We start from the raw sequence: 23,889 nt of genomic DNA on the forward strand, positions 1-23,889 counted from the left end.
AAGAACTTGAAAGTCGCTTCGCTCTTTATTTGATTCAAAAAATCTCTTCCTGAAAAATTCCAAAGTCGCTTCGCTCTATATAAAAATACCGGAAAATTTCTTCCTGAAAAATCCCCTCTTCGCTCTTTGGAATTCACCTGACCTATTTGACAAAGAATTTGAAAGTCGCTACGCTCTTTATTTAATTCCGGAAAATCTCTTCCTGAAAAATTCCAAAGTCGCTTCGCTCTTTGGAATCTATTTAAGGGCTTTCTTTAGAGTTACAGCTTTTGAGTACTTAAGATCCCGATGTCGCTTTGCTCATCGGGATAAGCGATTCGCACACTTTACCAGGGCGCCGCGGGCGTCCTGGTAAAGTGGCTCTCTGCTTACATATTCCGTCTATACTGTCCTCCAACCTCAAACATAGCTTTGGTGATTTGTCCTAAAGAACAAACTTTGGTGGCTTCCATTAAAACTTCAAAGAGATTTTCGTTATTCACGGCTGCTTCTCTTATTTGATCCAGAGCTGCTTCGGCTGAAGTTTCTTTGGCTTTATGAAGGGTTTCAAGGGTTTTGATCTGATTTTGTTTTTCCTTTTCGGTGGCTCTTATCACCTCCCCGGGGGTTACGGTTGGAGAGCCGGTAGAGCTAAGGAAAGTATTCACTCCAATTATCGGGTAATCGCCATTGTGTTTCAAAGTTTCATAATACAGGCTTTCCTCCTGGATTTTCCCTCGCTGGTACATAGTTTCCATAGCACCCAGTACGCCACCTCTTTCGGTGATGCGATCGAATTCAGAAAGTACGGCTTCCTCAACAAGATCGGTTACTTCTTCAATAATAAATGCCCCCTGAATTGGATTCTCATTTTTAGTAAGTCCCAGTTCCTTATTGATGATCAACTGAATCGCCATCGCCCTTCTTACCGAAGCCTCGGTTGGAGTGGTAATCGCCTCATCGTAGGCATTGGTATGCAAAGAATTACAGTTGTCATAAATCGCGTATAATGCCTGCAAGGTGGTTCGAATATCGTTAAAATCGATCTCCTGTGCGTGTAGCGATCTTCCGGAGGTTTGAATGTGATATTTCAACATCTGCGCCCTTGGGTTAGCTGCGTATTTATGCTTTAAGGCCTTAGCCCAGATTTTTCGTGCAACACGACCAATCACGGCATATTCAGGATCTACCCCGTTTGAGAAGAAAAATGACAGGTTGGGACCAAATTTGTTGATGTCCATTCCACGGCTCAGGTAATACTCCACGTAGGTGAATCCGTTAGCCAGGGTAAAAGCCAGCTGCGTAATAGGATTGGCACCGGCTTCGGCAATATGATATCCCGAAATAGACACCGAATAAAAATTGCGCACCTTTTCCCTGATAAAATATTCCTGCACATCTCCCATTAATCGCAAGGCGAATTCTGTTGAGAAAATACAGGTATTTTGTGCCTGGTCTTCTTTTAAGATATCGGCCTGCACAGTTCCGCGAACCACGCTAATGGTTTTTTCTTTTATTTCTGAATAAACTTCGGCAGGTAGCACCTGGTCTCCGGTAAGACCCAATAGCATTAAGCCCAAACCGTTATTCCCATCGGGCAATTCCCCGCGGTACTGAGGTCTTTCAATGCTGTTATCGTCGTAAAGCTCTTTCAGTTTGGCTTCCACCTTATCTTCCAGGCCGTTTTCTTTGATATACTTTTCGCATTGCTGGTCTATGGCAGCATTCATAAAAAATCCCAACAGCATTGGCGCCGGCCCGTTTATCGTCATACTTACCGAAGTAAGCGCATCGGCCAGGTCAAAACCTGAATAGAGTTTTTTCGCATCGTCCAAACAGCAAATCGAAACTCCCGAATTACCAATTTTACCATAAATATCTGGGCGGTGATCGGGATCATTCCCGTAAAGCGTTACCGAATCGAACGCGGTAGAAAGTCGTTTTGCCGGAAGGCCAAGGCTTACATAATGAAATCTGCGGTTTGTACGCTCGGGACCACCTTCACCAGCAAACATTCGGGTAGGATCTTCGCCCTGGCGTTTAAACGGATATAATCCGGCAGCATAAGGAAACTCCCCGGGTACATTTTCCTGAAGACACCATTTTAGAATGTCACCCCAGGCTTTATATTTTGGTAGTGCTACCTTGGGAATTTGAGTATGCGATAGCGATTCGGTATGCGTATCGATTTTGATCTCTTTATCCCGAACCATAAAACTATAAATGGGCTCGCGGTACTTGGTCACTTTCTCCTGCCAGCCTAAAATCACTTCCCAGTGATGCGGATCCAAATCCATCTTCACTCTAACAAATTCAGCGAAAAGCAGGTTCAAAAGTTGTTTTTGAGCAGCTTCAGAATATTCTAAAATTTCATCCTGCTCAATCCCGTTCTTATTTAAGTATTGCTCCTGATTTTTATCCAGGTCAATTCCCGAAACCGATTCGATGGTTTTGAAAATTCCGTAAAGTTTTTGAGCCACTTCAGCCTGAGCTGAAGCTTTCTCGTCATAACTTCGGTTATTTTCAGCGATTTCGCTTAAGTACCTTGTACGCTTCGGCGGAATCACAAAAATCTTTTCACTCATTTCCGCAGAAACCTCATAAGTGGAATTTAGATCGGTACTGGTTTTTTCAACGATTTTATCCATCAAATTACGATACAGGGTATTCATCCCGGGATCGTTGAATTGAGAGGCAATGGTGCCAAAAACCGGCATCTCATCGGGGTTGGCATCAAATAACTGGTGATTGCGCTGATACTGTTTTTTAATGTCTCGTAAGGCGTCTTGTGCACCGCGTTTGTCGAACTTATTGAGAGCCACCATATCGGCAAAATCGAGCATATCGATTTTTTCCAACTGGGTAGCCGCTCCAAACTCAGGTGTCATTACATATAGAGAGACATCTGAATGGTCTATAATCTCAGTGTCGCTTTGACCAATTCCCGAAGTTTCCAAAATAATAAGATCGTACTGCGCCGATTTTAGAATGCTCACAGCTTCAGCCACGTGTTTGGAAAGCGCTAAATTAGACTGCCTGGTGGCTAAAGAGCGCATATATACCCTGGGGTCGTTGATAGAATTCATTCGAATTCGGTCACCCAACAAAGCGCCCCCGGTTTTTCGTTTAGAAGGATCTACCGAGATAATGCCGATAGATTTTTCAGGAAAATCGAGCAAAAACCTGCGCACCAATTCATCGACTAAACTCGACTTTCCGGCACCACCGGTTCCCGTAATTCCCAGCACAGGTGAAGAGGCCTCTCCATTCGAAGAAAAATCAAATCTATTCTGAAATTCTTCAGGATTATTTTCAGCCAGGGAAATAAGTCTGGCTATGCTGTTTACATCTTTATTTTTAATCTTTACGGTTAGTTCACTGGTAGATTGAGGAAGAGTTTCCCCGTCTGGGCTTAGGCTACCGGCTTTTTCTACCATATCGTTAATCATTCCCTGGAGGCCCATTTCGCGGCCATCGTCGGGCGAGTAGATTCGGGTAATTCCGTAGTCCATCAATTCTTTGATTTCTTCGGGAAGGATAACTCCGCCTCCGCCACCAAAAATCTTGATGTGACCTGCACCTTTTTCTTTCAGCAGGTCGTACATGTACTTGAAATACTCCATATGTCCACCCTGGTAAGAAGTCATAGCTATAGCCTGAGCATCTTCCTGAATGGCGCAGTTCACCACCTCATCAACGCTGCGGTCGTGCCCCAGGTGAATCACTTCTACCCCGGTAGCCTGGATAATTCGCCGCATGATATTAATGGCCGCATCGTGACCGTCGAATAAGGAGGCTGCAGTTACAATTCTAATTTTATTTTTGGGTTTATATGGGCATTGTTGTTCCATTTGTAATGATATCGAATTTTTGGTGCTGCAATTTACGAAAATCGCAATGAAAACATTGTTCTGCAATTCAATTAAAAACTTATTAGAGAAATTTAATAGCCGTGCCCCCGGGCTTTCTGCAGAATAATATTTTGATATCTTTACTTGAAAAATCTGCCTTAAATGAAAAAATTTCTATCCCTTTTTATATGTTTTAGTTTATTTTCCTGTGCCGAATTACAGGATATCGCAGGCCAACTTCCACAAGCCGGAGTTTCTGAAGCCGAAATCGCCTCAGGTTTACGTCAGGCTTTAGACTTTGGAATCGACAAGCAGGTTAGTAAACTCACCGAGGAAAATGGTTTTTATAGCAATGAGCTGGTAAGAATAGTACTGCCCCCCGAATTACAAAAAGTAGACAGAACTCTAAGAGATGTGGGGCTTGGTTCTCTTGCCGATGAAGGGCTCAAGGTTTTGAATCGCGCAGCAGAGGAAGCCGTGAAGGAAGCCACCCCGGTTTTTGTCAATGCAGTAAAGGGAATCACTTTTGCAGATGCTCGTAATATTTTGATGGGAAAAGACGACTCGGCTACGCAATACCTAATTACAAATACAGAAGCGCAACTTTACGAAAAATTTAGTCCTGTGGTTAGCCAAAACCTGGATAAGGTTGGTGCCACCAGAGTTTGGGAAGATATCATAGACCGCTATAATGCGCTACCCCTTACCACCAATGTGAACCCCGACCTACCCGATTATGTAACTACCGAAGCTTTAGATGGGGTATATACTATGATTGCCATTGAAGAAAAAGAGATCCGCAACAATTTTGCTGCCCGTTCTACTGCACTGTTAAAAAGGGTGTTCTCTCTTCAGGATTAAGGGTAATAAGCAGATTGTTTAAAGAATTTCTGCGAATTTTAACATTTAAAAGCTTTTTTTGATCAATTTTAAATCAAGCTTAACTGCTTCTTAGTAATTGTTAGCCCAGGCTCTGTCTACCTTTGTGGCTTAAGCCAAGAATATGTTTAAGATTTTTGAGACCAGAACGAAGGAGGAATGCATGTGTGATAAATATTCCCAGCTTATGCATCGTGCTTATAAGGTAGCGCTTACCGATAAGGAGGAAAGCGACCGCCTTAATGCCAAAGCAAAAAAGATTTTGGAAGAACTTCGCAGAATGCGCTATAACAAAATAGATTACTAAAGATCTAATTTTTCAAAATACTCCATTGCCTTTTCAAGCCTGGAACCATACCAGCTAAAAAATTCCCCGTCTACCAATTTTATTTCGGTACCCAGGCCCGAAAATATCTCTTTATGTTTTTCTGAAAACGGAAAAGGTTCTGAAGACAACATAAGCACATCGGGTTTTTTTTGCGATAATTCCTCTAAACTTGTTTCGGGATAGCGGGTTTTGGAAAATACATTATCAAGTCGATTTAACTGAAGTAGCTCATCGATAAAAGTCCCTTTTCCGGCCGCTATCAAAGGATCTTTCCAAATTAAATACGCGACTTTTTTAGGCCGCTTTTCTTTATTTTTCTGCTTTAGATCCTCAAGTTTCTGCTGAATATTATGCACTAAAATTTCTGCAGGTTTTTGTTTCTGAAAAATCTCACCATACTGCAGCATTAGCTCAAAAGCCTCTTGAAGATTGCTTATATCTGAAACGTGAACCGGAGCTATAGCCTCCAGTGCTGCGACCATTTCTTTCGTATTCTCTTCTTTATTGCACAAAATTATATCGGGCTTTAAAGCCTGAATTCTATCTAAATGCACCGATTTTGTGCCGCCTACATTTTTTTTGATCTTACGAAGCCTTTTGGGATGTACGCAGAATTTTGTGATTCCCAGGATATTTTCTTCCAGGCCAAGATCAACCAGCAGTTCGGTTTGGCTGGGCACCAAGGAAATTATGCGTTTGGGAGTTGACTTTAACTGAAGCTGTCTTCCAAGTTGATCCCGAATTTCCATTTTAAAGCTGGCTTAACTCCTCTGCCATTTGTTGTTGGAGCACTTCGGCCTTGGCAGCGGCAACTTCAGCAAAATTGGTGTTTTCTGAAGCATAAATGATTTGACGGGAAGAATTTACCAAGAGACCAACATCTTTGGTCATTCCGTATTTACAAACATCTTCCAGCTTACCGCCCTGGGCGCCAACCCCGGGAACCAGAAGAAAATTCTCTGGAATGATCTCGCGAACCTCCTTAACAAATTCGGCCTTGGTAGCACCTATTACATACATTAACCTATCGGCGTGCTCCCAGGTCTGGGAAGTGCGCAGTACTTTTTTGTATAACTCCTCACCATCGATTTTTTGGGTTTGAAAATCGAAAGCGCCTTCATTAGAAGTCAATGCCAGTAAAATCGCGTGTTTATTGTCTAATTCCAAAAATGGCTCTACCGAATCTTTCCCCATATAGGGAGCCACAGTTACCGAGTCGAAACCGAGATCCTGCAAAAAGGTTTTGGCGTACATTTTTGAAGTATTCCCAATGTCACCCCGTTTAGCATCGGCAATAGTGTACATTTCAGGATACTCCTTATGCAAATATTTTATGGTTTTTTCGAGCGCCTTCCAGCCGTCCAGGCCACAGGCTTCATAGAAAGCGATATTGGGTTTATAGGCAACACAAAATTTATGGGTAGCATCGATAATCGCCTTATTAAAACTGAAAATAGGATCATCTTCAGACAGCAAATATGTTGGGATTTTTTCCATATCCACATCGAGACCTACACTTAAAAATGATTTCTTCTTTAAAATTTGTTCAGTAAGCTCCCGATTGGACATAGTGCTGGTTTTTTCTGATTTATCTTTTTACCAAAATATAAAAAACCTCCGGACTTTCGGTTAAAGTACGGAGGTGATTTTTGTGTGTTTCTACTAAAATACGTCTGAGTTTTCCTTGAGTTTTTCGGTGTTTTCTACCAATTGCAACTCGTCGATAATCTTTTGAATATCCCCATTAATGATATTCCCCAGATCATAAAGGGTTAAATTGATTCGGTGATCTGTCACCCGGCCCTGTGAGTAATTATAGGTACGAATCTTGGCACTTCGGTCACCGCTGGAAACCATTGAATTTCGTTTGGCGGCATCGGCCTCCTGCTTTTTGGCCAATTCCATTTCGTACAAACGTGAGCGTAATACCCTAAAGGCTTTCTCTTTGTTCTTGTGCTGTGATTTTTGATCCTGACATTGCGCCACAAGTCCCGTAGGCTCGTGGGTTAATCGCACTGCCGAATAAGTGGTGTTCACCGATTGCCCCCCCGGTCCCGAAGAACAGAAATAATCTATTCGAACATCTTTTGGGTCGATTTCAACATCGAATTCTTCAGCTTCAGGAAGCACCATTACCGTAGCGGCCGAGGTATGTACCCGCCCCTGGGTTTCGGTTTGAGGCACTCTTTGCACCCGGTGTACCCCGGCTTCAAATTTTAGGGTACCATAAACATCTTCCCCGGTAACTTCAAAAATCATTTCTTTGAATCCGCCGCTGGTACCTTCGCTAAAGTCTACAATATTAGATTTCCAGCCTTTGCTTTCAATATATTTGGTATACATTCGGTATAGATCGCCTGCAAAAATACTGGCCTCATCTCCACCGGTACCGGCACGAATTTCCATCACCACGTTTTTGGCGTCTTCAGGATCTTTAGGAACCAGCATCATTCTAATTTTTTCTTCCAGCTGGGGCAGTTCCTCTTTCGCTTCTTCTAACTGCATTTTAGCCATTTCGGTCATCTCGGGGTCGCTGCCATCGGCGATGATCTCTTCGGCTTCTTTGATATTATTGGTGAGTTCAAGATACTTGGTACGCTCGTCCATAAGCGCTTTAAGATCCTTGTATTCTTTATTTAATTCAATATATCTTTTCTGGTCTGAAATCACATCGGGTTGAATAATAAGGTCGTTCACCTCATCGAACCGCTGCTTTACTATGTTAAGCTTCTCAATCATATAAATCTCCTGGATTTTAGGAAGACAAATTTACGATAAATTGAGGGATTTTCTGAGCACCCTGGTTTATCAAAAAATTCATTGAATTTTTCCCTTTCAACACGTATAGGGTTCTGGTGACAATAGGCATCAATCCCAAATTTGTTCTCAAAACCAGAAACTTTAAATTCGAATATATTCACCTTTGCACGCAGCTTTGCGCAGTAAAACATGAGGTTGAAGTTTTTTGGCAATAAAATGCTGGTTCTCTATTGGAAAATGCGATGATTCATAGTATTGTCACCCCGACAAAGGAGGGGTCTCACCTGAGTGAGTAAAGTAAATCCTCTTTCAACTCTTACAAAATTTTTGCCAGGTACATATTCTTTATTTGACGATTCTTTCCCTTGCATCATTTCGAATGGAACGCAGATTACGCTGATCTTTTGGATGAGTTAGGGATTAAAAGCTTAAGCACTGAAATTATATGAACCTGAATTTCATAGAATTCTAGAAATTGCTCTTATAAATTTTTATAACTTTAAAATAGCACTAAAACAATTAGCTTGATTTTAAAATTAAAAGTCTTTTTTATATTCTACAGAAAATTCCTTTTCCCCAGTCTTATTTTGAATGCATTTCTGGTGTTTATGGAAAACCCGCCGGAAGCAACCTTATTACTTAAGTTTATTCTTTTCGCGGGTTTATTTGCCTGGTTTAGATTCACTCCTGAAGATGATAAACTAATATTCTACAGAAACTTTGGAATTAGTCCTGGGTTTCTTTTCGTTGGAACTTTTATCACAGAATTCTTTCTTGCCGGGCTTTCATATAAATTATTTACACTGGTTTATGGTCTTTGAATTAGAAAATATAGAATTGAGTTTTGGCGGAAAAAATATCCTGTACGGCGTTTACCTAAAAGCCGAAACCGGGAAAGTTACCGGACTTTTAGGCCCCAATGGCTGCGGAAAAACCTCTTTGCTTAAAATTTTCTTCGGAAATCTCACTGCTAATAATCAATTGGTAAGAGTAAATGGGAAGGGTTATCTCAATAAATTTTATCGTACCAAATTGGTTAAATTTCTTTCCCAGAAAAACTATTTACCACCACATCTAAAACTGAAGAACCTGTTCAATATTTTTCAGGTAAACTGGCGTGAATTTGCTGAGACCTTTCCCACTGTGGCTTCCAGAAAAAATCATCGCGTAAAAGAACTTTCAGGAGGTGAAAAAAGATTGGTAGAAACCTGGCTCATTTTAAAATCAGACGCAAAATTGGTGCTGCTCGATGAACCTTTCACGCATCTTGCTCCGCTTTATATTGAGATTATAAAGCAGGAAATCCTAAAGGAAAAGCAACACAAAGCTTTTGTAATCACCGATCATCTTTATAGAGATATACAGCTAATAGCCGATGAGCTATATTTTCTACAAAAAGGTTGCACCCAACTTATCAAAAGCCCATCTCAACTTGAAGAATTTGGCTATATCACTCCAGATTATTCAAATTAGAACCTTATTAATACTCAAACTCCCCAAACTCACTTTGAATGCTAAGTTTTTTGGTTTCGGAAGCTTCTACCCTACCTACAATTTTGGCGTCTACATTAAAAGATTGGGAGATTTCGATGATTTCTGAAGCGATGGCTTCATCTACATACAATTCCATTCGGTGGCCCATATTGAAGACCTGGTACATCTCTTTCCAGTCGGTTTTGCTTTCCTGCTGAATCAACTTAAACAAAGGCGGAACATCAAATAAATTGTCTTTGATAATGTGCAGATTGTCTACAAAATGAAGAATTTTGGTTTGGGCGCCACCGCTGCAATGCACCATCCCATTAATTTCTTTATTGCTGAATTTCGATAAGATCTTCTGAATCACCGGCGCATAGGTACGGGTGGGCGACAACACCAGTTTCCCTGCATCAAGCGGAGAGTTTTCAACCTCATCGGTTAAGTTTTTGCTTCCGGAGTAAATCAATTCCTGCGGAATTCCACTGTCAAAACTTTCAGGATATTTTTCAGCCAGAATTTTCGAAAAAACATCGTGACGTGCAGAAGTGAGTCCATTGCTGCCCATCCCACCGTTATATTCCTTTTCGTAAGTAGCCTGCCCGAAAGAGGATAATCCCACGATCACATTCCCGGCTTTGATATTCGCGTTGTCGATCACTTCGCTGCGTTTCATACGTGCAGTCACAGTAGAATCTACGATTATGGTGCGCACTAAATCTCCCACATCGGCGGTCTCGCCTCCGGTAGAATGAATTTCTACTCCAAATTCCTTTAATTCAGAAATCAACTCCTCAGTGCCATTAATAATTGCCGAAATCACCTCGCCGGGTACCAGGTTTTTATTGCGGCCAATGGTAGAAGAAAGCATAATATTGCTGGTTGCCCCCACACAAAGCAGGTCGTCGATATTCATAATAAGCGCATCCTGAGCAATGCCTTTCCAAACCGAAAGATCTCCGGTTTCTTTCCAGTACATATAAGCCAGGGAAGATTTGGTCCCGGCACCATCGGCGTGCATAATCAGGCAGTGGTCTTTATCGCCGGTTAAATGATCTGGGACGATTTTGCAAAAGGCCTTTGGAAAAAGTCCCTTATCTACATTTTTTATCGCATTGTGAACATCTTCTTTCCCGGCCGAAACCCCTCTCCCGGCATAACGTTTACTGATTTCCTGACTCATAATTGTGTTGTTGTGAGGCCAAAGATAAGGAGATTGAAATTTGAAACGAAACCTAATAAAATAAAAAAGCGGCAGCCCAAAATAGGTGGCCACCGCTTCCCCCGCAATATAAACGAATGTTACTCCCAATCGGGCATTTTGGCATCCTGGTATAGTTCTACTCTATGCGAACCATCTAAATCCTGATCATCCAAATAAGCCGTATATATATCCTGTCTTGACAACCCATCATTCGAGGTATTCACAAAAATGACTTCTGCTTCGTTGGGAGAAAACCTGGGATCCAGATCATTTGTGCCCTCTAATTTTCCTCGACTAATATCTACCCTTTCTCCTGAATCTAAATAATAAATAAACATTCTGGAATTTAGCCGGCGATAATCGGGGCTTTCATAACCGGAAACATCCCTGGTATATAACAAGCGCTTATTATCTACCGATAAATTGAGACCTCCTAAAGCGCCTTCTATATTAGACATAACAGTATGAGTTTTGGACCCATTTTTATCAATTAAATATATCTCGGCCTTATAACCACTAGCATTATTTACAAGAAGGGCTATCTTTTCGTTATCGTTACTAACATCTACTTCGGTAATAAACTTTCCGGAAGGCTCCTGGTAAATAAGATGAGTGCCACTACCCTGAACATTTACTTTATATAATTTCTCAAAATTGGGATATACCAGGCTTTCCCCATCGTCGGACCAGGAATAATCAATTTGTTCTAAGTTAAATCCATTCACAGGTATACTTCCAGTAACCCGGTTTTGTTCAGAACCATCCAGGTTCATTATATAAAGATGAGTTTGATTATTTTCTGTTCGTAAAAATGCAATCTTATCAGTTCTATTATTTTTTCTAGGTCGGAAACTATTATGAGCTTCTGAAGTTAATTGATACTCCGCCTCATTAAAGTCTCTGGCAAAGATCACATTATTACCATTTATCTTTCTTGTATAAAAAATTCGGGTTTTAGGGTATGCGAGGGTTTTAAAGGAATAAATTTCGCTCATTACCGGCTCGTTAATACTATCGGAGGCCTTAATCTGCCAAAAGTATTTATATCCATACGACAACCCCTCTACATTAAAAACCGTATCTCGAATATTCGAATATCGAAGTACTTCATTATTCCTATCATTTCTAATCTCCAGGTCATAACTCAGGGTATCTCCATCGGGGTCATTAGCCTCCCATACCAGCTCAAGGTTAATATTTTGACCTTCACTATTATCTTCAGGGGAAATTAAACGTGGTGCATTTGGAGCCCTGTTATTACCCCGTCCCTCCTTCATTTCTATTACAACCTGAGAAGTATTATTAGATGTTACCGCCACACCCTGAAATGCAGTTACAAAACCTTCTTTTTCCGCCCTAACCGAATAAGAATTTACTAATACGCCTTCCAGCAAAAACACTCCATTTTCATCTGTAAAAGTAGTAGTGGAAGAAGGACTAGTAGTAATTTTCACCTCTTCAAGTGGAAGTCCATCAATTTCAGAAGTAACAACTCCACTTATCGAACCCGTTAATTCTTCCCCTATTGTATCTTCTGAACAGGAAGTAAACAAACCAAAAATAAGGCTTAAAATTATTGAATATAATGTTTTCATGAGTGATAGGTTTAAATTTAGAAGTATAGATTAAGGCCTAATCCAATTTGGTAATAATAATCATTGCGTTTACCCTGGACTATATTATCCAGTTTATCATTAAAAAGAATATTGTGTTCTCCAAATGCTTTTAAACCCACCTTAGGTGAAATAAAATATTGAAGCCCAATTCCATAATTAACTTTCAAAAAGTCTGAAGTTAAGTTGGATTCGACATTGCCTGAAGAAGTTAATTCCCTTAAAAAACCGGAGCCTCCGTATATATAGGGAGCCAGGTCATCATTAGGCAAAATATTTATTTGTGCATTTATATCTATGCTACCAAATTCACTTTTAAAGGCATTAGCATTATTTAATTGAAAATAACTTAAAGAGGTACCGATAGTAAATTGAGGAAATAGAGAATATTGATATTCAAACCTCGTCATAAAACCTGGAAGTTTTTTTTCATAATCTCCATCGATTATGGCCATCCCGCCACTTAAGGAAATATTACTCTTTTCTTCACGATTAACAAGCATTCGCTCATATAGGCCTGAATTTTCATCGGCTTCTTTTTCGTTTAAATATGTATTTACCAGACTTTGATTAACCTCCTGGCCACCCTGCGCATACCATAATCCATCCTTTACCCCCTCAACTACCAGATCATGCACAGCTTTTTCTATCGCATCCTGTATAGCCATTTGAATTGGTTCATTATGCGTTATTCCAGTTTCAGCTTCAAGTAAACGTTGAAATTTTACAAATCGGAAAAAATTCCCGTCCAAAGCCTGAGACAGGATGGTTTTCGAAACATATACTGTTTTTAAAATTTCTCCGCTACTGGTTGAAACTGCTCTGAGATAAACAGTGATTCTGTCCTGTCGGTATTTAGCTGATCCTCCTAACCCAAAATATCTCGCACCTATACCACCGGTAATAATGTTGGTATCGTAAGAAATTATTCCTCCCTCCAATATCAAGCCGGCATAGAGCAAAGCAGGGAGAGGAGGTTCATTGGGATTAAGGTTTTTGATATATTCCTGCTTGGTATTTCTAATAATATTCCTCTCTGTTGAAAGATTGCTTAGATTTTCTCTTTCAATAGGAATAAACCATCCTGAATCTTCCAGAGCTTTAATTAATATAGTTGTTCCACCCTGGGTTATGGCTGTACTAAATGTAGAGCCATTTTCTACCGATTTATACTGCCCGGTTTGGTCACTAAAATTGTACACCGCCACCTCAACCGGGTCCTGTGCCGGGGGCAAAGAGTGTAATATTTTTGTGTGGGAAGTAAATTCACCTGTACGAGCTGAAGCCTTTTGAAACGGCTGATTGAAATATGCTGCACAGGAACTTAAACACCATAAAAATGATACGGCGAAGAGAATTTTTAAAATTTTATACATAGCGCGGGGGGATTAAATTTTACGTATAGGGAATAACTATTTGGGTTTCTTCTCCGGTAGAGGTATCCAGAATATTAATAACCAAACCTTCGAGACTTCTATAAATTTCCAGATTTAAAGTGCCGTAAGTAAAAGTGCCTTCCTGATCAAAATTAAAACCTTCTAACTGGCTCTGTAAAAGACCTCGTGAAATCTGGCTAAGCAACTGCCGGTTTATATTTTCACCAAGGCGACTAAGCTCAGATTGTTGTTCTCTGGTTACTCCAGGAGCTTTAATAGAATTTTGTGCATTGGCAGAACTTATCATCCAGGAATAGTTATAAGGATTGCCGCCAAATGCCGGGTTTTGTGGAGTATAAGTTAATTGCTGTGCAATACCCGGGCTGCTTATAATTCCAAGGAATAAAATGAGTACAAATTTTTTCATCTAATAATGTTTTATGGTGGTGGTTTGTTGTTCAAGTCTTCGCAATTGTATTAAACTGCGTTGCAAGGCAACTTCTGCCATTTGCTTTAGATAATCTCTTCGGGGTTGTGCAAAAAATCTCATCACAAGCTGATCCTGAACATATACCGAGATTCTTGTCATTCTTCCCCTTCCGGGATCTTCATCTATCTTAATATCATAAGGAGTGGTAATTTGTTTATTGTAGTAGTCTGAATAAAAAAAACGATAAAAATCTCTACCAGCTTTTGTCATGGTATTTTCAATTACTAACCCATTTAGTACGAAACCATCCTGGGGTTTCGCTTCATCGGTACTTACTTTTATGACTTTTTTTTCTGATACATCTTTAATTCCCTCCTCGGTAAATTCGAATTCAAGCCGGTCTCTTCCTACGGGATTTCGATCGTCATCATAAATTAAATGCATTATTATTATTCTGCCATTCACAGCTCTGTTAACCTGTGTAGAGGAGAGGATCATTTTTTCATATGCTTTGAGAAAAAATCTATCCCCCTGGCTGGTTCTGGAGCTATTCCCCTGAGCATCGACTTTTAATACTATAAATTCATATTGAAGGTTTCGATCTGCTGAATTCAAATTCTCAGCTACTGCCTGAAAATTCAAAAATTCTCCTTTATCTTCAATTTGAATAGAGGCCTTAATGAACTCATTTAAAATTTGTGCATTGGATGCATTGAAGCTTATCAGGAAAAGAAGTGGTAAATAATATTTCTTCCCGAACTCAATCATAATTAGTAACTGTTAATAATAATTACCGGTGTAGCATTGGTTTGGTTAAACCTGATAGATCTGGTAAGCTCGTTTATTCCATTACGTTCAAATAACTGATCATTCCCGCTTTGTTGAAGCTCCAGGGAAATATCTTCACCGGGTGCATTTACGAAATCTCTAATCACATTATTATCACCGAATTGGCCGAGTTCAGCAAAAGCAGTTCTGGCCACATAGTTTAACTGAGTGTTATTTAAATTACCATTCTGTTCAACCCGAATTTCACTGTTTAGAGTTTGGGTCGCAATATTTACCCGGTTCATATCGCCCACCTGTTCGAGAAAAACTGAATTGCCTCTAATTTCAGCAATACGAGGGTTCATCTCTGTGAAAATACCCAGCTGGGATAACACAACCGGACTTAATTCTTTTCCTTCTTCAACCAAATCTTTATCGGTAGGCTCGATATAAGTTTGAGCCTTGAGATGAGATGTTAGTAAAATAAAAACCCCTAATAATATATAGCTTGCTATGTTCATAGGCTTATGGTTAAAAAGGGGAGAGTAATTGTAGAAATTTCTCTCCCCAATTGAGATTGCTAACCTTTAATTAATTGCAATCCGCACAAATTTCGGGAGTGTTAGGGGCTCTAAAGTTAGTCCAGTTCTGTGGAGTCATCATGTCGATATCACAATCTTCAGCCAACCAATCATTAATAGATTGACTGCCGTCAGTTTGAACAACATCTATTTGATTTCCTCCATTAGGATATCCATCAGTTAAATTTTGTTCGGCTATATAACTTTGCCCATTATGTTGTGAAACAACAATGGCATTATCAAGACCTCTTTGAGCCGTGCTCACCCAGTTGTCATCTCCATATTGGAATGTGAATGCCTTATTAGATTCTCCTCTTTGAGAAGTTAATGTAATATTGTCATCTCCATTTTGATATTGTCTGGCTTTATGACCACTACCGCTTTGTACAATTCCGGCATTGTTATCATTTCCTATTTGTAATTGCTGAGCTTTGTTTCCACCGCCAGCAGGATTACCATATAAGTTTTGCACGATAAATGAGTTGTTATCATCTCCTTGCTGATCTTGCTCTGCGTAGTTTCCAGCGGGCGGAATTCCAGCTAAAACTCCATACTGTCCAATATTAGCCTGGTTATCATCTCCATCTTGTTTTTGGAAAGCCTGCGCTCCTTCTGAATATACAGTGGGACCTGCAGCAGGTTGTGTAGCCACTCCATAAGTAGCATCTCTTAAGTCACCCATTTCTGAATTAAATCCTACAATGGTATATGGTGCATTAGTTCCCTGAGCAATTCTGGCTCTGTTCGCATCACCTGATATAGCATCAGTGGTTTGATATTGATCGGCATAATTACTTAAACCGTCTTGTGCAGTATGCGCATAGTTACGGGCACCAGCGCCTTCTTGTAAAACCCAGGATTCATTATCTTCACCATCTTGATCCACAAATGCCCAATGCCCTTCAGAACCATCTGGAGAAGCTATCTGCCGTATTCTCGATCTTAAATTTTCACCATCCTGATCAGTATAGGCATCATTATTATCATATGTTTGCCGTGTCATTGCCTGGTTATCACTTCCGTCCTGATCTATAGCAGCATAGTTGTCCTCGGCATTACCATTATTTCCTTGTCTAATAAATGCCTGGTTTCGTGCACTGGCATCATCAGTTTCACCCTGCCTGGTAATAGCATTATTTCTATCCCCTTCCTGTATGGTTAAAGATAAGTTTTCATCACCAGTTTGGAATACATCTGCTGCATTTCTACGACCACTATTGGCATTGATGTCACCCGATTGAAGTATTTCAGCTCGGTTAGCCCCAATTAGACCAGAACCATTAGCCTGATAGGTATAAACAGACTGCTGTGTCCCCGCTTGTCTTACCCTAACTCGATGGTCGTCACCAAATTGCTCAGACTTACCCTTGTTAGCCTGAGTATTACTGTTATTTGGAACAGTACTTTGAGATTGAGCTGTCGGAGCCCCGCTCACCTGGGCAAATCCAATTGCCCCAAACATTAGCGCCGCAGCGCTTAAAATCACTTTTTTCATAATACATGAATTTTAAAAAATGGTTAATTAATAAATGAACTTTCAATTTCGATTGGGGCAATAGAAATTTTAGTGTTTTTCAACACAATGCAGGGGAATTAAAATGCAGGGTATGTAGGTGTAGAGATTTGGATTTGAAGAAATAATAGTAGGGTTATCATTTGATCTTCACGGCTAATATAAAAACAATTTAAATCGTTTTTAATATTATTCTAATTTTTCGATGAAATGCATAGTCTTAATTTTCAATATATTAGAGGTAAGCTCAGAAATAGTGATACATTTCCATAAATGTTAAAATTTTAAATTTTATTATAAGGGGTAAAACACCCCCTATAAAATTCCTACAAATGTTAAAACAAAAAAACCACGCCTTTTACAGCGTGGTTTTACTAACAGAAATTTATTTCAAATTATCGGGTAAACAAAAGTTCTCTATACTTGGTTAAAGGCCAAAGCTCATTGTCTACCAACAGCTCCAGTTTATCACAGTGATATCTGATTTCATCAAAAAATGGTTTCACATCATTACAGTAGGCATAAGCTTTCTTTTCAGAATCTTCCATCTTATTGGCTACTTTTCTAGCTTCGATCATTTCGTTTACCTTAGAGTTGATCTTGGCGATATGAGCTGAAATCTTTTCGATAATATCCAGTTGTTCTCCAGAGTGCTTTTTGAAATCTTCGTTGTAGATATGTTTTAGACCTTCCACATTTTCAATAAGCACGTTTTGGTAACGCACTGCCGTAGGAATAATATGGTTTCTGGCGATATCTCCCAGAATTCTTCCTTCAATTTGAATTCTCATCGAGTATTCTTCAAGCTCAATCTCGTGACGGGCGGTGATCTCGGTTTCGTTCATCACATCCATCTCCTTGTAAAGCTCAAGAGTTTTCTTTTCTATCTGAACTTTTAAAGCTTCAGGAGTAGAGCGGTTATTGCTCAGGCCACGTTTTTTAGCTTCTTTTTCCCAGGCTTCCCCGTATCCGTCTCCTTCGAAACGAATCTTCTTGGATTTCTTGATGTATTCACGAAGCACGTTAAAGATCGCATCATCTTTCTTCATCTTCTTGCTCTTGATGAGCTTATCTACTTCTTTCTTGAAATCCTTCAGCTGCTTGGCCACTATGGTGTTTAAAACCGTCATAGGATTGGCACAGTTAGCCGTAGAGCCTACCGCACGGAACTCAAATTTATTCCCGGTAAAGGCAAAAGGTGAAGTTCGGTTTCTATCGGTATTATCCAGCAGAATTTCAGGAATTTTCCCAACCACATTGAGTTTCAATTCGGTTTTTTCCTGCGGAGATAATTTCCCGTCGGTTACTTTTTCAAGTTCATCGAGTACAGCGGTTAACTGACTTCCAATAAATGCTGAAATAATTGCCGGTGGAGCCTCGTTGGCACCCAGTCTGTAATCGTTAGATGCACTGGCAATTGCAGCTCTTAGCAATTCTTCATTATCGTGTACCGCTTTTAGGGTATTGATAAAGAAAGTTAAAAACTGAAGGTTTTTCATCGGGGTCGATCCAGGCCCTAACAGGTTTACCCCTGTATCGGTACTTAGCGACCAGTTATTATGTTTTCCGCTACCGTTAATTCCTGCGAATGGTTTTTCGTGGAAAAGCACACGGAAGTTGTGTCTTTCTGCAACCTTGGTCATCACGTCCATAATCAGGGAGTTGTGATCTACCGCCAGGTTAGCTTCTTCAAAAATAGGAGCAAGCTCAAACTGGTTTGGTGCTACCTCATTATGACGGGTTTTCACCGGAATTCCAAGCTTCATACATTCGATTTCCAGATCACGCATAAAGGCTAAAACTCTCGATGGAATAGAGCCGAAATAATGATCGTCTAACTGTTGCCCTTTGGCTGGAGAGTGCCCTAATAAAGTTCTTCCGGCCAGTTGTAAATCGGGACGGGTAGCAAAAAGTGCTGAATCTATAAGAAAGTATTCCTGCTCCCAACCTAAAGTTGCATTAACTTTAGTTACGTTTTTATCAAAATATTTAGCCACATCGGTTGCTGCGTTATCTACAGCCTGCAGGGCTCTTAGCAATGGTGTTTTATAATCTAAAGCTTCTCCTGTGTAAGACACAAAAATGGTTGGGATACATAAAGTGGTTCCCCAAATAAATGCGGGAGAAGTTGGATCCCAGGCGGTATAGCCACGGGCTTCAAAAGTATTTCTAATTCCACCGCTGGGGAAACTCGAAGCATCGGGCTCCTGTTGTACCAGCTGTCCGCCACCAAATTTTTCGATGGCCTGGGTGGGGCTTATAGTTTCAAAAAATGCATCGTGCTTTTCAGCCGTAGTTCCGGTTAGAGGCTGGAACCAGTGGGTGTAGTGGGTAACTCCTTTAGAGATGGCCCACTCTTTCATCCCGGTAGAAATATGATCAGATACTGTGCGGTCGATACGTGCACCGGTCTTAATTGCGTCCATCACCGAATTAAAGGCTTCTTTGGTAAGAAATTGGCGCATCACATCTTCATTGAACACATTGGTTGCAAAGATTTCAGATCTACGTGCCGGTTCCTCCACCTGCAGAGGCTTTCGGTTCATGGTTTGTTTAAGTGCTTCAAAGCGTAAAGTTGACATATAGTGCTATTTGTAAGTTTAAAACAGCCCCAAATGTATAATTTTTTATCTACACCCCCTTCGAAAATAGGGGTAAGATTACAAAAATTTAACTTTCATTAATATGACCCCATAAAATTACCCCAAAAATGCGAATCCGATAAAAATTACATAACCTACAAATAATACTGCACCTTTATACCTTCCCAGGATGTATTTTTTAGGAATAAATGCCAGCGGAATTAGCACAAATGCATAGGCCAACATCCAGAATATGTCGCTGGTTAAGATGGCTTTAGACTGAATAGCGATAGGTTGAATAATTGCGGTAAGACCAAGCACCGAACCTATGTTAAAAATGTTGGAACCTATCAGGTTTCCAAGCGATATTGCCTTCTCCTGTTTTAACGCCGCTATAACAGATGCAGCCAATTCTGGAACACTGGTTCCTATGGCGATCATGGTAACCGAAATCACTCTTTCGCTTACTCCCAACATCATGGCCAGGTCTACAGCTCCGCTTACCAGCAATTCAGAACCACCCCATAAAGCCACGCCACCAATCACCAGCCAGATGATCATTTTGAAATTTGAAGTTTTTGCCAGGCTTTCATCTACGCCATCAATCGCGGTATCGGCACTTCGGGAACGCCGAATTAAGATTATTAGATACAATACCAGGGCCAGCAGAAATGCTATACCTTCTATACGGGAAAGATTTTCACCGGTTAAAAGAAAAACATACAAACCAAGCGAAAAAAGCATCATTACGGGCCAGTTGAATTTGTAGAAGTCCTGGTCTACCATTAACGGACTAATAAGCGCCGTTATTCCGAGTACCAACCCTATATTGGCGATATTCGAACCTATCACGTTACCCAGGGAGATATCTGAAAACCCGCTGAGGGCAGCCTGTAAACTCACCAGAAGTTCGGGAGCCGAGGTGGCAAAAGAAACCACGCTAAGCCCAATAACCATTCGTGAAACATTGAGTTTAAAAGAGAGCGCTACCGATGATCTCACCAAAAACTCCCCTCCTACTACAAGTAAAACCAATCCAATCAGGATAAAAACTATGCTCATAAATGCTGCTTTTGGGGCGAAGATAAAGGTTTATGCTGTGCCTGATAAAAGCATCAGAAAAATTTTAACAACTACATAATTAGTTTGAGAACTATTTTTTTCGTTATATTTGAATTCAGAAAATAATTTCGGAAATGAAAAAACTAACCAATAAAGAAGAAGAGATTATGCAAATTATCTGGAAACTCGAAAAAGCTTTCGTAAAAGAAATGCTACCCGAGGTTCAGGATAAAAAATTGCATTACAATACCGTATCGACCATTGTTCGCAAGCTTGAGGACAAAGGATTTGTAGGCCACGAAGCCTTTGGGAAAACCCATCGCTATTATCCTTTGGTGAGTATGGAAGAATACCGCAAAAATTTTATGAATCAGGCTACGCGTAAATTTTTTGATAATTCTTTTAAAAACGTGGTTTCTTTTTTCGCCAAAGAAGAAAAAATAAGCGCCCAGGAGTTAAAAGAAATCCTGGACCTCATCGAGAAAAAGAAATAGTATGGAAAGCTTACTCGTATATCTATTAAAAAGTGCCGCAATTTTGAGCATTTTTTATTTGCTCTACTGGGTTTTACTGAGAAAAGACACCAGTTTTCAGGAAAACCGAAAATTCCTGGCTGGCGGTATCCTTGCTTCAGCAGTACTTCCTGCGATCACTTTCACAAGGACCCTGTACCTCGAGCTGCCTGGAAATCCATCAAATATGCTTGCTTCAAACCCCGAGATTTCAGCAGTCGAAAGCGGATTCTCCCCTGGCATTTGGGAAATTCTCGGCGGAATCTATTTTTTGGTCGCAGCATTTTTTGTGATTCGCCTGCTGTATCACCTAATCTGTATTTCGAAATTGATTTCTTCGGAAGTCTACACCAAACAGGATGCGCTAAAATTTATTGAAACCGAAAAACCGCTTAGCCCTTTCTCGTTTTTCAGGTACATTATTTACAACCCTGAATTACATACAGAAAAAGAACTGCAACTTATTCTACTGCACGAAAAAGTGCACGCCCGGCAGTGGCATTCGCTTGATAATTTACTGGCTAATCTCTGCTGTGCTTTATTATGGTTTAACCCTATAAGCTGGTGGTATAAAAAACACATAGAACAAAACCTGGAATATATCGCCGATCATCGGGCAGTACAGGTTGCAGGTCAAAGAACCGAATATCAAAAAGCCCTGGTAAAAGTCTCTACAGGAAATTTTCAACCTGCGCTTAGCAATCAATTTTATCAATCATTAATCAAAAAACGAATCATTATGTTGAATCAAAAACAAAACAAAAATCAGATCTGGAAAATGAGCCTAATTTTTCCATTATTGCTCGCATTTTTGCTAAGCTTCAATACGAAAACTGAAGCCAGGATTTTAGAAAAACAAGCACCTCAGGAGTCAAAAAATCAGGCTCAGGAGTCAAATGCTTCTGAAGAAAATTCGCAGAACCCCGAACCCCTGTACATCCTTAATGGCGAAAAAACCACCAAAGAAATTGTTGATCTTCTGGATAAAGAAAAAATTGAAAATGTAAAGGTGCTGAAGGGTGCAGATGCCACTGCGCTTTACGGCGAGGAAGGCCGCAACGGAGTGGTGATAATTACTACGAAGAAGACTGAAAAAGCCCAGAATACTTCAGAAAAAGTCCAGAAAAAATTATCTGTTAAAAAGGACACCGCAACCTCAAAGGCTGAATTGAAGACGGAATATAAAATTGTAGCGGTCGAATATATTGTAGGAGATCAGGATATTCCTGCCTTCCAAAGAACAGATTTGTCAGAAAAGAAAAAACACCTGGTTGGAGAAGCCTATAAGACAAACCCTCAAATCATCATGGGTGGCCCGGGTCAGCCCTCTCCTCTGGTTGTTATTGACGGAAAAAAAGAAACTGCTGAGGCTATGAAAGCGCTTAAACCCAAAAATATTAAAGGCATAAAGGTTTTAAAGGATGAGGCTGCCATCGAGAAATATGGCGAGGACGCCCTGGAAGGGGTGATTGAAATCACAACCAGAAAACAGGAAGAAAAAGAATAATTTTCACCTCATCAGAATCAAAAAAAGCAGGTTTCGGCCTGCTTTTTTGATTTTACTGATTTTCAATATCTTTGAGAGAAACCAACTAACCACCTATGAAAAAGAAATTTTTCAAAATGCTCTCGAAACTCAACAAGAAAGTTTTGCCAAGTTATTCGAAACAACAATTAGATCTTCAAAAAGCCAGCAAACTGCAAATGGCAATTATCGGCTGGAAATTATGGGTGACCAAAAATTCGCTGGATTAGAATTTCAGCAAAGATTCTACCTGTTGTTCCTGCAGTTTTTCCCTGCCTTTTAAAAATTCGAGTTCTACCAGGAAATTGCATTGAACGATCTCGCCGCCCAGTTTTTCTACCAGATTACAGGCCGCCAAAGCGGTACCGCCCGTAGCCAGCACATCGTCGTGAATTAGAACTTTCTCTCCGGGCCTAATAGCATCCTGGTGAATTTCAAGCGCATCATTACCGTATTCCAAACTATAACTCTCCTTATGTGTTTTATAGGGAAGTTTTCCCGGTTTACGAATTGGGACAAAACCCGCATTCAACTTTTGGGCTAAAAGGGTAGCAAAGAAGAATCCGCGGGATTCAATGCCTACCACCTTGTCTATTTTGGCTCCCTTCAATCTTTCCAAAAAAGCATTTACTGCCAGTTGCATCGCTTCAGGATCCTGAAGCATTGGAGTGATATCTTTATACACCACCCCGGGTTTTGGAAAGTTGGGGACATCCCGAATAAATTTTTCCAGTTCTTTCATAAACGCAAGATAAGAAGATTGCGCTTTTGACTTAAGAACTACTCACTCATTTTTTCGGCCTGCTTTTCGAGTTTTTTCACATCGGTAGGGTATGGATTTTCCCTGAGTGTTTTAGCCAGGTGCACCAGGTTGTGAACCATAAGCAACATCATATTATTCGTAAATTCGTGTTTCCTGCCTTCGGCTTCGATATAGCTCGGGCCCGGGCCTGCTTCCCCAACATAGTAACAAAATCCGTTTACCGGAATGCTAAATCCGTGTTCAGAAAGATCGAACACCATACTGGAAATAGCCTTTTTTGCACCATCCTCATTCCCGTCTACCATCACCCCGGCCACTTTATTATAGGTGGGATATTGGCCGTTTTCTTCATTGCCTTCTTCCATAATTCCGTCGAAACGTTCCCCAACCAGTTTTGCAACCGCGCTGCGGTCACCTCTCCAAATTGGAGTTGCCAGTATCAGGATATCGGCAGCTTTTACTTTTTTGAGAATATCGGGCCATTCATCGGCATCTCCTTCATCTGAAGTGACTCCAAAACTCACCTCGTGATCTACCACCCGAACGATATCGGTATCGACCCCTAGATCTTTAAAGATTTTTTCGGCCTCTTCAATAAAGGCTTCGGTATTGGAAGTTTTGGGAGATTTTTTTAGTGTACAGTTCAAAAATAAAGCTTTCAATTTCATAGCGTCAATTTTTCTTTCC

Annotated in this window: 21 protein-coding genes; 6 read left to right on the forward strand and 15 right to left on the reverse strand. The window is 40.4% G+C overall.

The genetic code is table 11. The annotated features are described in order from the left end of the window. Positions 1-368 precede the first annotated feature (368 nt). Positions 369-3,830 carry a methylmalonyl-CoA mutase family protein gene (locus ACW6QP_RS06660; RefSeq protein ID WP_457910078.1) on the reverse strand — a complete coding sequence of 1,154 codons (3,462 nt, stop codon included), beginning with the start codon at positions 3,828-3,830 and terminating at the stop codon, positions 369-371. Between the two features lie 162 nt (positions 3,831-3,992). Here ACW6QP_RS06660 and ACW6QP_RS06665 point away from each other — a divergent pair, with 162 nt between their 5' ends. Both ACW6QP_RS06665 and ACW6QP_RS06670 read left to right on the forward strand, forming a co-directional pair. Next, a complete protein-coding gene (locus ACW6QP_RS06665) occupies positions 3,993-4,691 on the forward strand; it encodes a DUF4197 domain-containing protein (RefSeq protein ID WP_457910079.1) in 699 nt (232 codons plus the stop codon). Positions 4,692-4,833: 142 nt separating this feature from the next. Next, positions 4,834-5,016, forward strand: coding sequence for a Lacal_2735 family protein (locus tag ACW6QP_RS06670; protein WP_457910080.1), 183 nt, complete (start codon positions 4,834-4,836; stop codon positions 5,014-5,016). Here ACW6QP_RS06670 and ACW6QP_RS06675 read toward each other — a convergent pair. The 3 genes from ACW6QP_RS06675 to prfA all read right to left on the reverse strand — a co-directional run bounded on the left by ACW6QP_RS06675 (position 5,013) and on the right by prfA (position 7,776). Further along, positions 5,013-5,786, reverse strand: a complete 774-nt coding sequence (locus tag ACW6QP_RS06675; RefSeq protein WP_457910081.1) for an ABC transporter substrate-binding protein — start codon at positions 5,784-5,786, stop codon at positions 5,013-5,015. The genes ACW6QP_RS06670 and ACW6QP_RS06675 overlap by 4 nt on opposite strands. Position 5,787: 1 nt before the next feature. Further along, positions 5,788-6,606 carry an orotidine-5'-phosphate decarboxylase gene (pyrF, locus tag ACW6QP_RS06680; RefSeq protein ID WP_457910082.1) on the reverse strand — a complete coding sequence of 273 codons (819 nt, stop codon included), beginning with the start codon at positions 6,604-6,606 and terminating at the stop codon, positions 5,788-5,790. Between the two features lie 93 nt (positions 6,607-6,699). Then, positions 6,700-7,776 carry a peptide chain release factor 1 gene (gene prfA / locus ACW6QP_RS06685; RefSeq protein WP_457910083.1) on the reverse strand — a complete coding sequence of 359 codons (1,077 nt, stop codon included), beginning with the start codon at positions 7,774-7,776 and terminating at the stop codon, positions 6,700-6,702. Positions 7,777-8,607: 831 nt separating this feature from the next. Between prfA and ACW6QP_RS06690 the strand changes: the two genes are divergently transcribed. Next, positions 8,608-9,270: an ATP-binding cassette domain-containing protein gene (locus tag ACW6QP_RS06690; protein WP_457910084.1), complete on the forward strand. Its 663-nt coding sequence runs from the start codon at positions 8,608-8,610 to the stop codon at positions 9,268-9,270. A 7-nt stretch (positions 9,271-9,277) separates the two neighbouring features. Here the strand turns inward: ACW6QP_RS06690 and ACW6QP_RS06695 are convergent, their stop codons facing one another. From ACW6QP_RS06695 to ACW6QP_RS06735, 9 genes are all read right to left on the reverse strand, one after another. Beyond that, the gene (locus tag ACW6QP_RS06695; protein WP_457910085.1) at positions 9,278-10,456 is read right to left on the reverse strand and encodes an AIR synthase related protein; all 1,179 of its coding nucleotides are present in this window, start codon (positions 10,454-10,456) and stop codon (positions 9,278-9,280) included. Between the two features lie 119 nt (positions 10,457-10,575). After that, complete coding sequence (locus ACW6QP_RS06700) at positions 10,576-12,072, reverse strand: carboxypeptidase regulatory-like domain-containing protein (RefSeq protein WP_457910086.1); 1,497 nt, start codon at positions 12,070-12,072, stop codon at positions 10,576-10,578. 17 nt (positions 12,073-12,089) lie between these two features. Then, positions 12,090-13,466: a CsgG/HfaB family protein gene (locus tag ACW6QP_RS06705; protein ID WP_457910087.1), complete on the reverse strand. Its 1,377-nt coding sequence runs from the start codon at positions 13,464-13,466 to the stop codon at positions 12,090-12,092. A 19-nt stretch (positions 13,467-13,485) separates the two neighbouring features. Next, positions 13,486-13,893 carry a curli production assembly/transport component CsgF gene (locus tag ACW6QP_RS06710; protein ID WP_457910088.1) on the reverse strand — a complete coding sequence of 136 codons (408 nt, stop codon included), beginning with the start codon at positions 13,891-13,893 and terminating at the stop codon, positions 13,486-13,488. Next, on the reverse strand, positions 13,894-14,664 hold the full coding sequence (locus ACW6QP_RS06715) for a CsgE family curli-type amyloid fiber assembly protein (RefSeq protein ID WP_457910089.1): 771 nt from the start codon (positions 14,662-14,664) through the stop codon (positions 13,894-13,896). A gap of 2 nt (positions 14,665-14,666) precedes the next feature. Next, on the reverse strand, positions 14,667-15,185 hold the full coding sequence (locus ACW6QP_RS06720) for a hypothetical protein (RefSeq protein WP_457910090.1): 519 nt from the start codon (positions 15,183-15,185) through the stop codon (positions 14,667-14,669). A 70-nt stretch (positions 15,186-15,255) separates the two neighbouring features. After that, the gene (locus ACW6QP_RS06725) at positions 15,256-16,740 is read right to left on the reverse strand and encodes a curlin (RefSeq protein WP_457910091.1); all 1,485 of its coding nucleotides are present in this window, start codon (positions 16,738-16,740) and stop codon (positions 15,256-15,258) included. A 413-nt stretch (positions 16,741-17,153) separates the two neighbouring features. Further along, the gene (locus tag ACW6QP_RS06730; protein WP_457910092.1) at positions 17,154-19,340 is read right to left on the reverse strand and encodes a glutamine synthetase III family protein; all 2,187 of its coding nucleotides are present in this window, start codon (positions 19,338-19,340) and stop codon (positions 17,154-17,156) included. Positions 19,341-19,457: 117 nt separating this feature from the next. Then, positions 19,458-20,402: a calcium/sodium antiporter gene (locus ACW6QP_RS06735; protein WP_457910093.1), complete on the reverse strand. Its 945-nt coding sequence runs from the start codon at positions 20,400-20,402 to the stop codon at positions 19,458-19,460. A gap of 134 nt (positions 20,403-20,536) precedes the next feature. Here ACW6QP_RS06735 and ACW6QP_RS06740 point away from each other — a divergent pair, with 134 nt between their 5' ends. From ACW6QP_RS06740 to ACW6QP_RS06750, 3 genes are all read left to right on the forward strand, one after another. Beyond that, positions 20,537-20,896: a BlaI/MecI/CopY family transcriptional regulator gene (locus ACW6QP_RS06740; protein WP_457910094.1), complete on the forward strand. Its 360-nt coding sequence runs from the start codon at positions 20,537-20,539 to the stop codon at positions 20,894-20,896. Position 20,897: 1 nt separating this feature from the next. Beyond that, entirely contained in the window at positions 20,898-22,421 is a 1,524-nt protein-coding gene (locus ACW6QP_RS06745; RefSeq protein WP_457910095.1) for a M56 family metallopeptidase, read from the forward strand. 95 nt (positions 22,422-22,516) lie between these two features. Next, positions 22,517-22,669, forward strand: coding sequence for an SsrA-binding protein (locus ACW6QP_RS06750; RefSeq protein WP_457910096.1), 153 nt, complete (start codon positions 22,517-22,519; stop codon positions 22,667-22,669). Here the strand turns inward: ACW6QP_RS06750 and ACW6QP_RS06755 are convergent. Next, positions 22,666-23,181, reverse strand: coding sequence for an adenine phosphoribosyltransferase (locus tag ACW6QP_RS06755; protein WP_457910097.1), 516 nt, complete (start codon positions 23,179-23,181; stop codon positions 22,666-22,668). The two genes, ACW6QP_RS06750 and ACW6QP_RS06755, sit on opposite strands and share 4 nt — an antisense overlap. A gap of 38 nt (positions 23,182-23,219) precedes the next feature. Further along, complete coding sequence (locus tag ACW6QP_RS06760) at positions 23,220-23,870, reverse strand: flavodoxin family protein (protein ID WP_457910098.1); 651 nt, start codon at positions 23,868-23,870, stop codon at positions 23,220-23,222. Positions 23,871-23,889: the final 19 nt, after the last annotated feature.

The organism is Salegentibacter haimaensis (assembly GCF_054121495.1).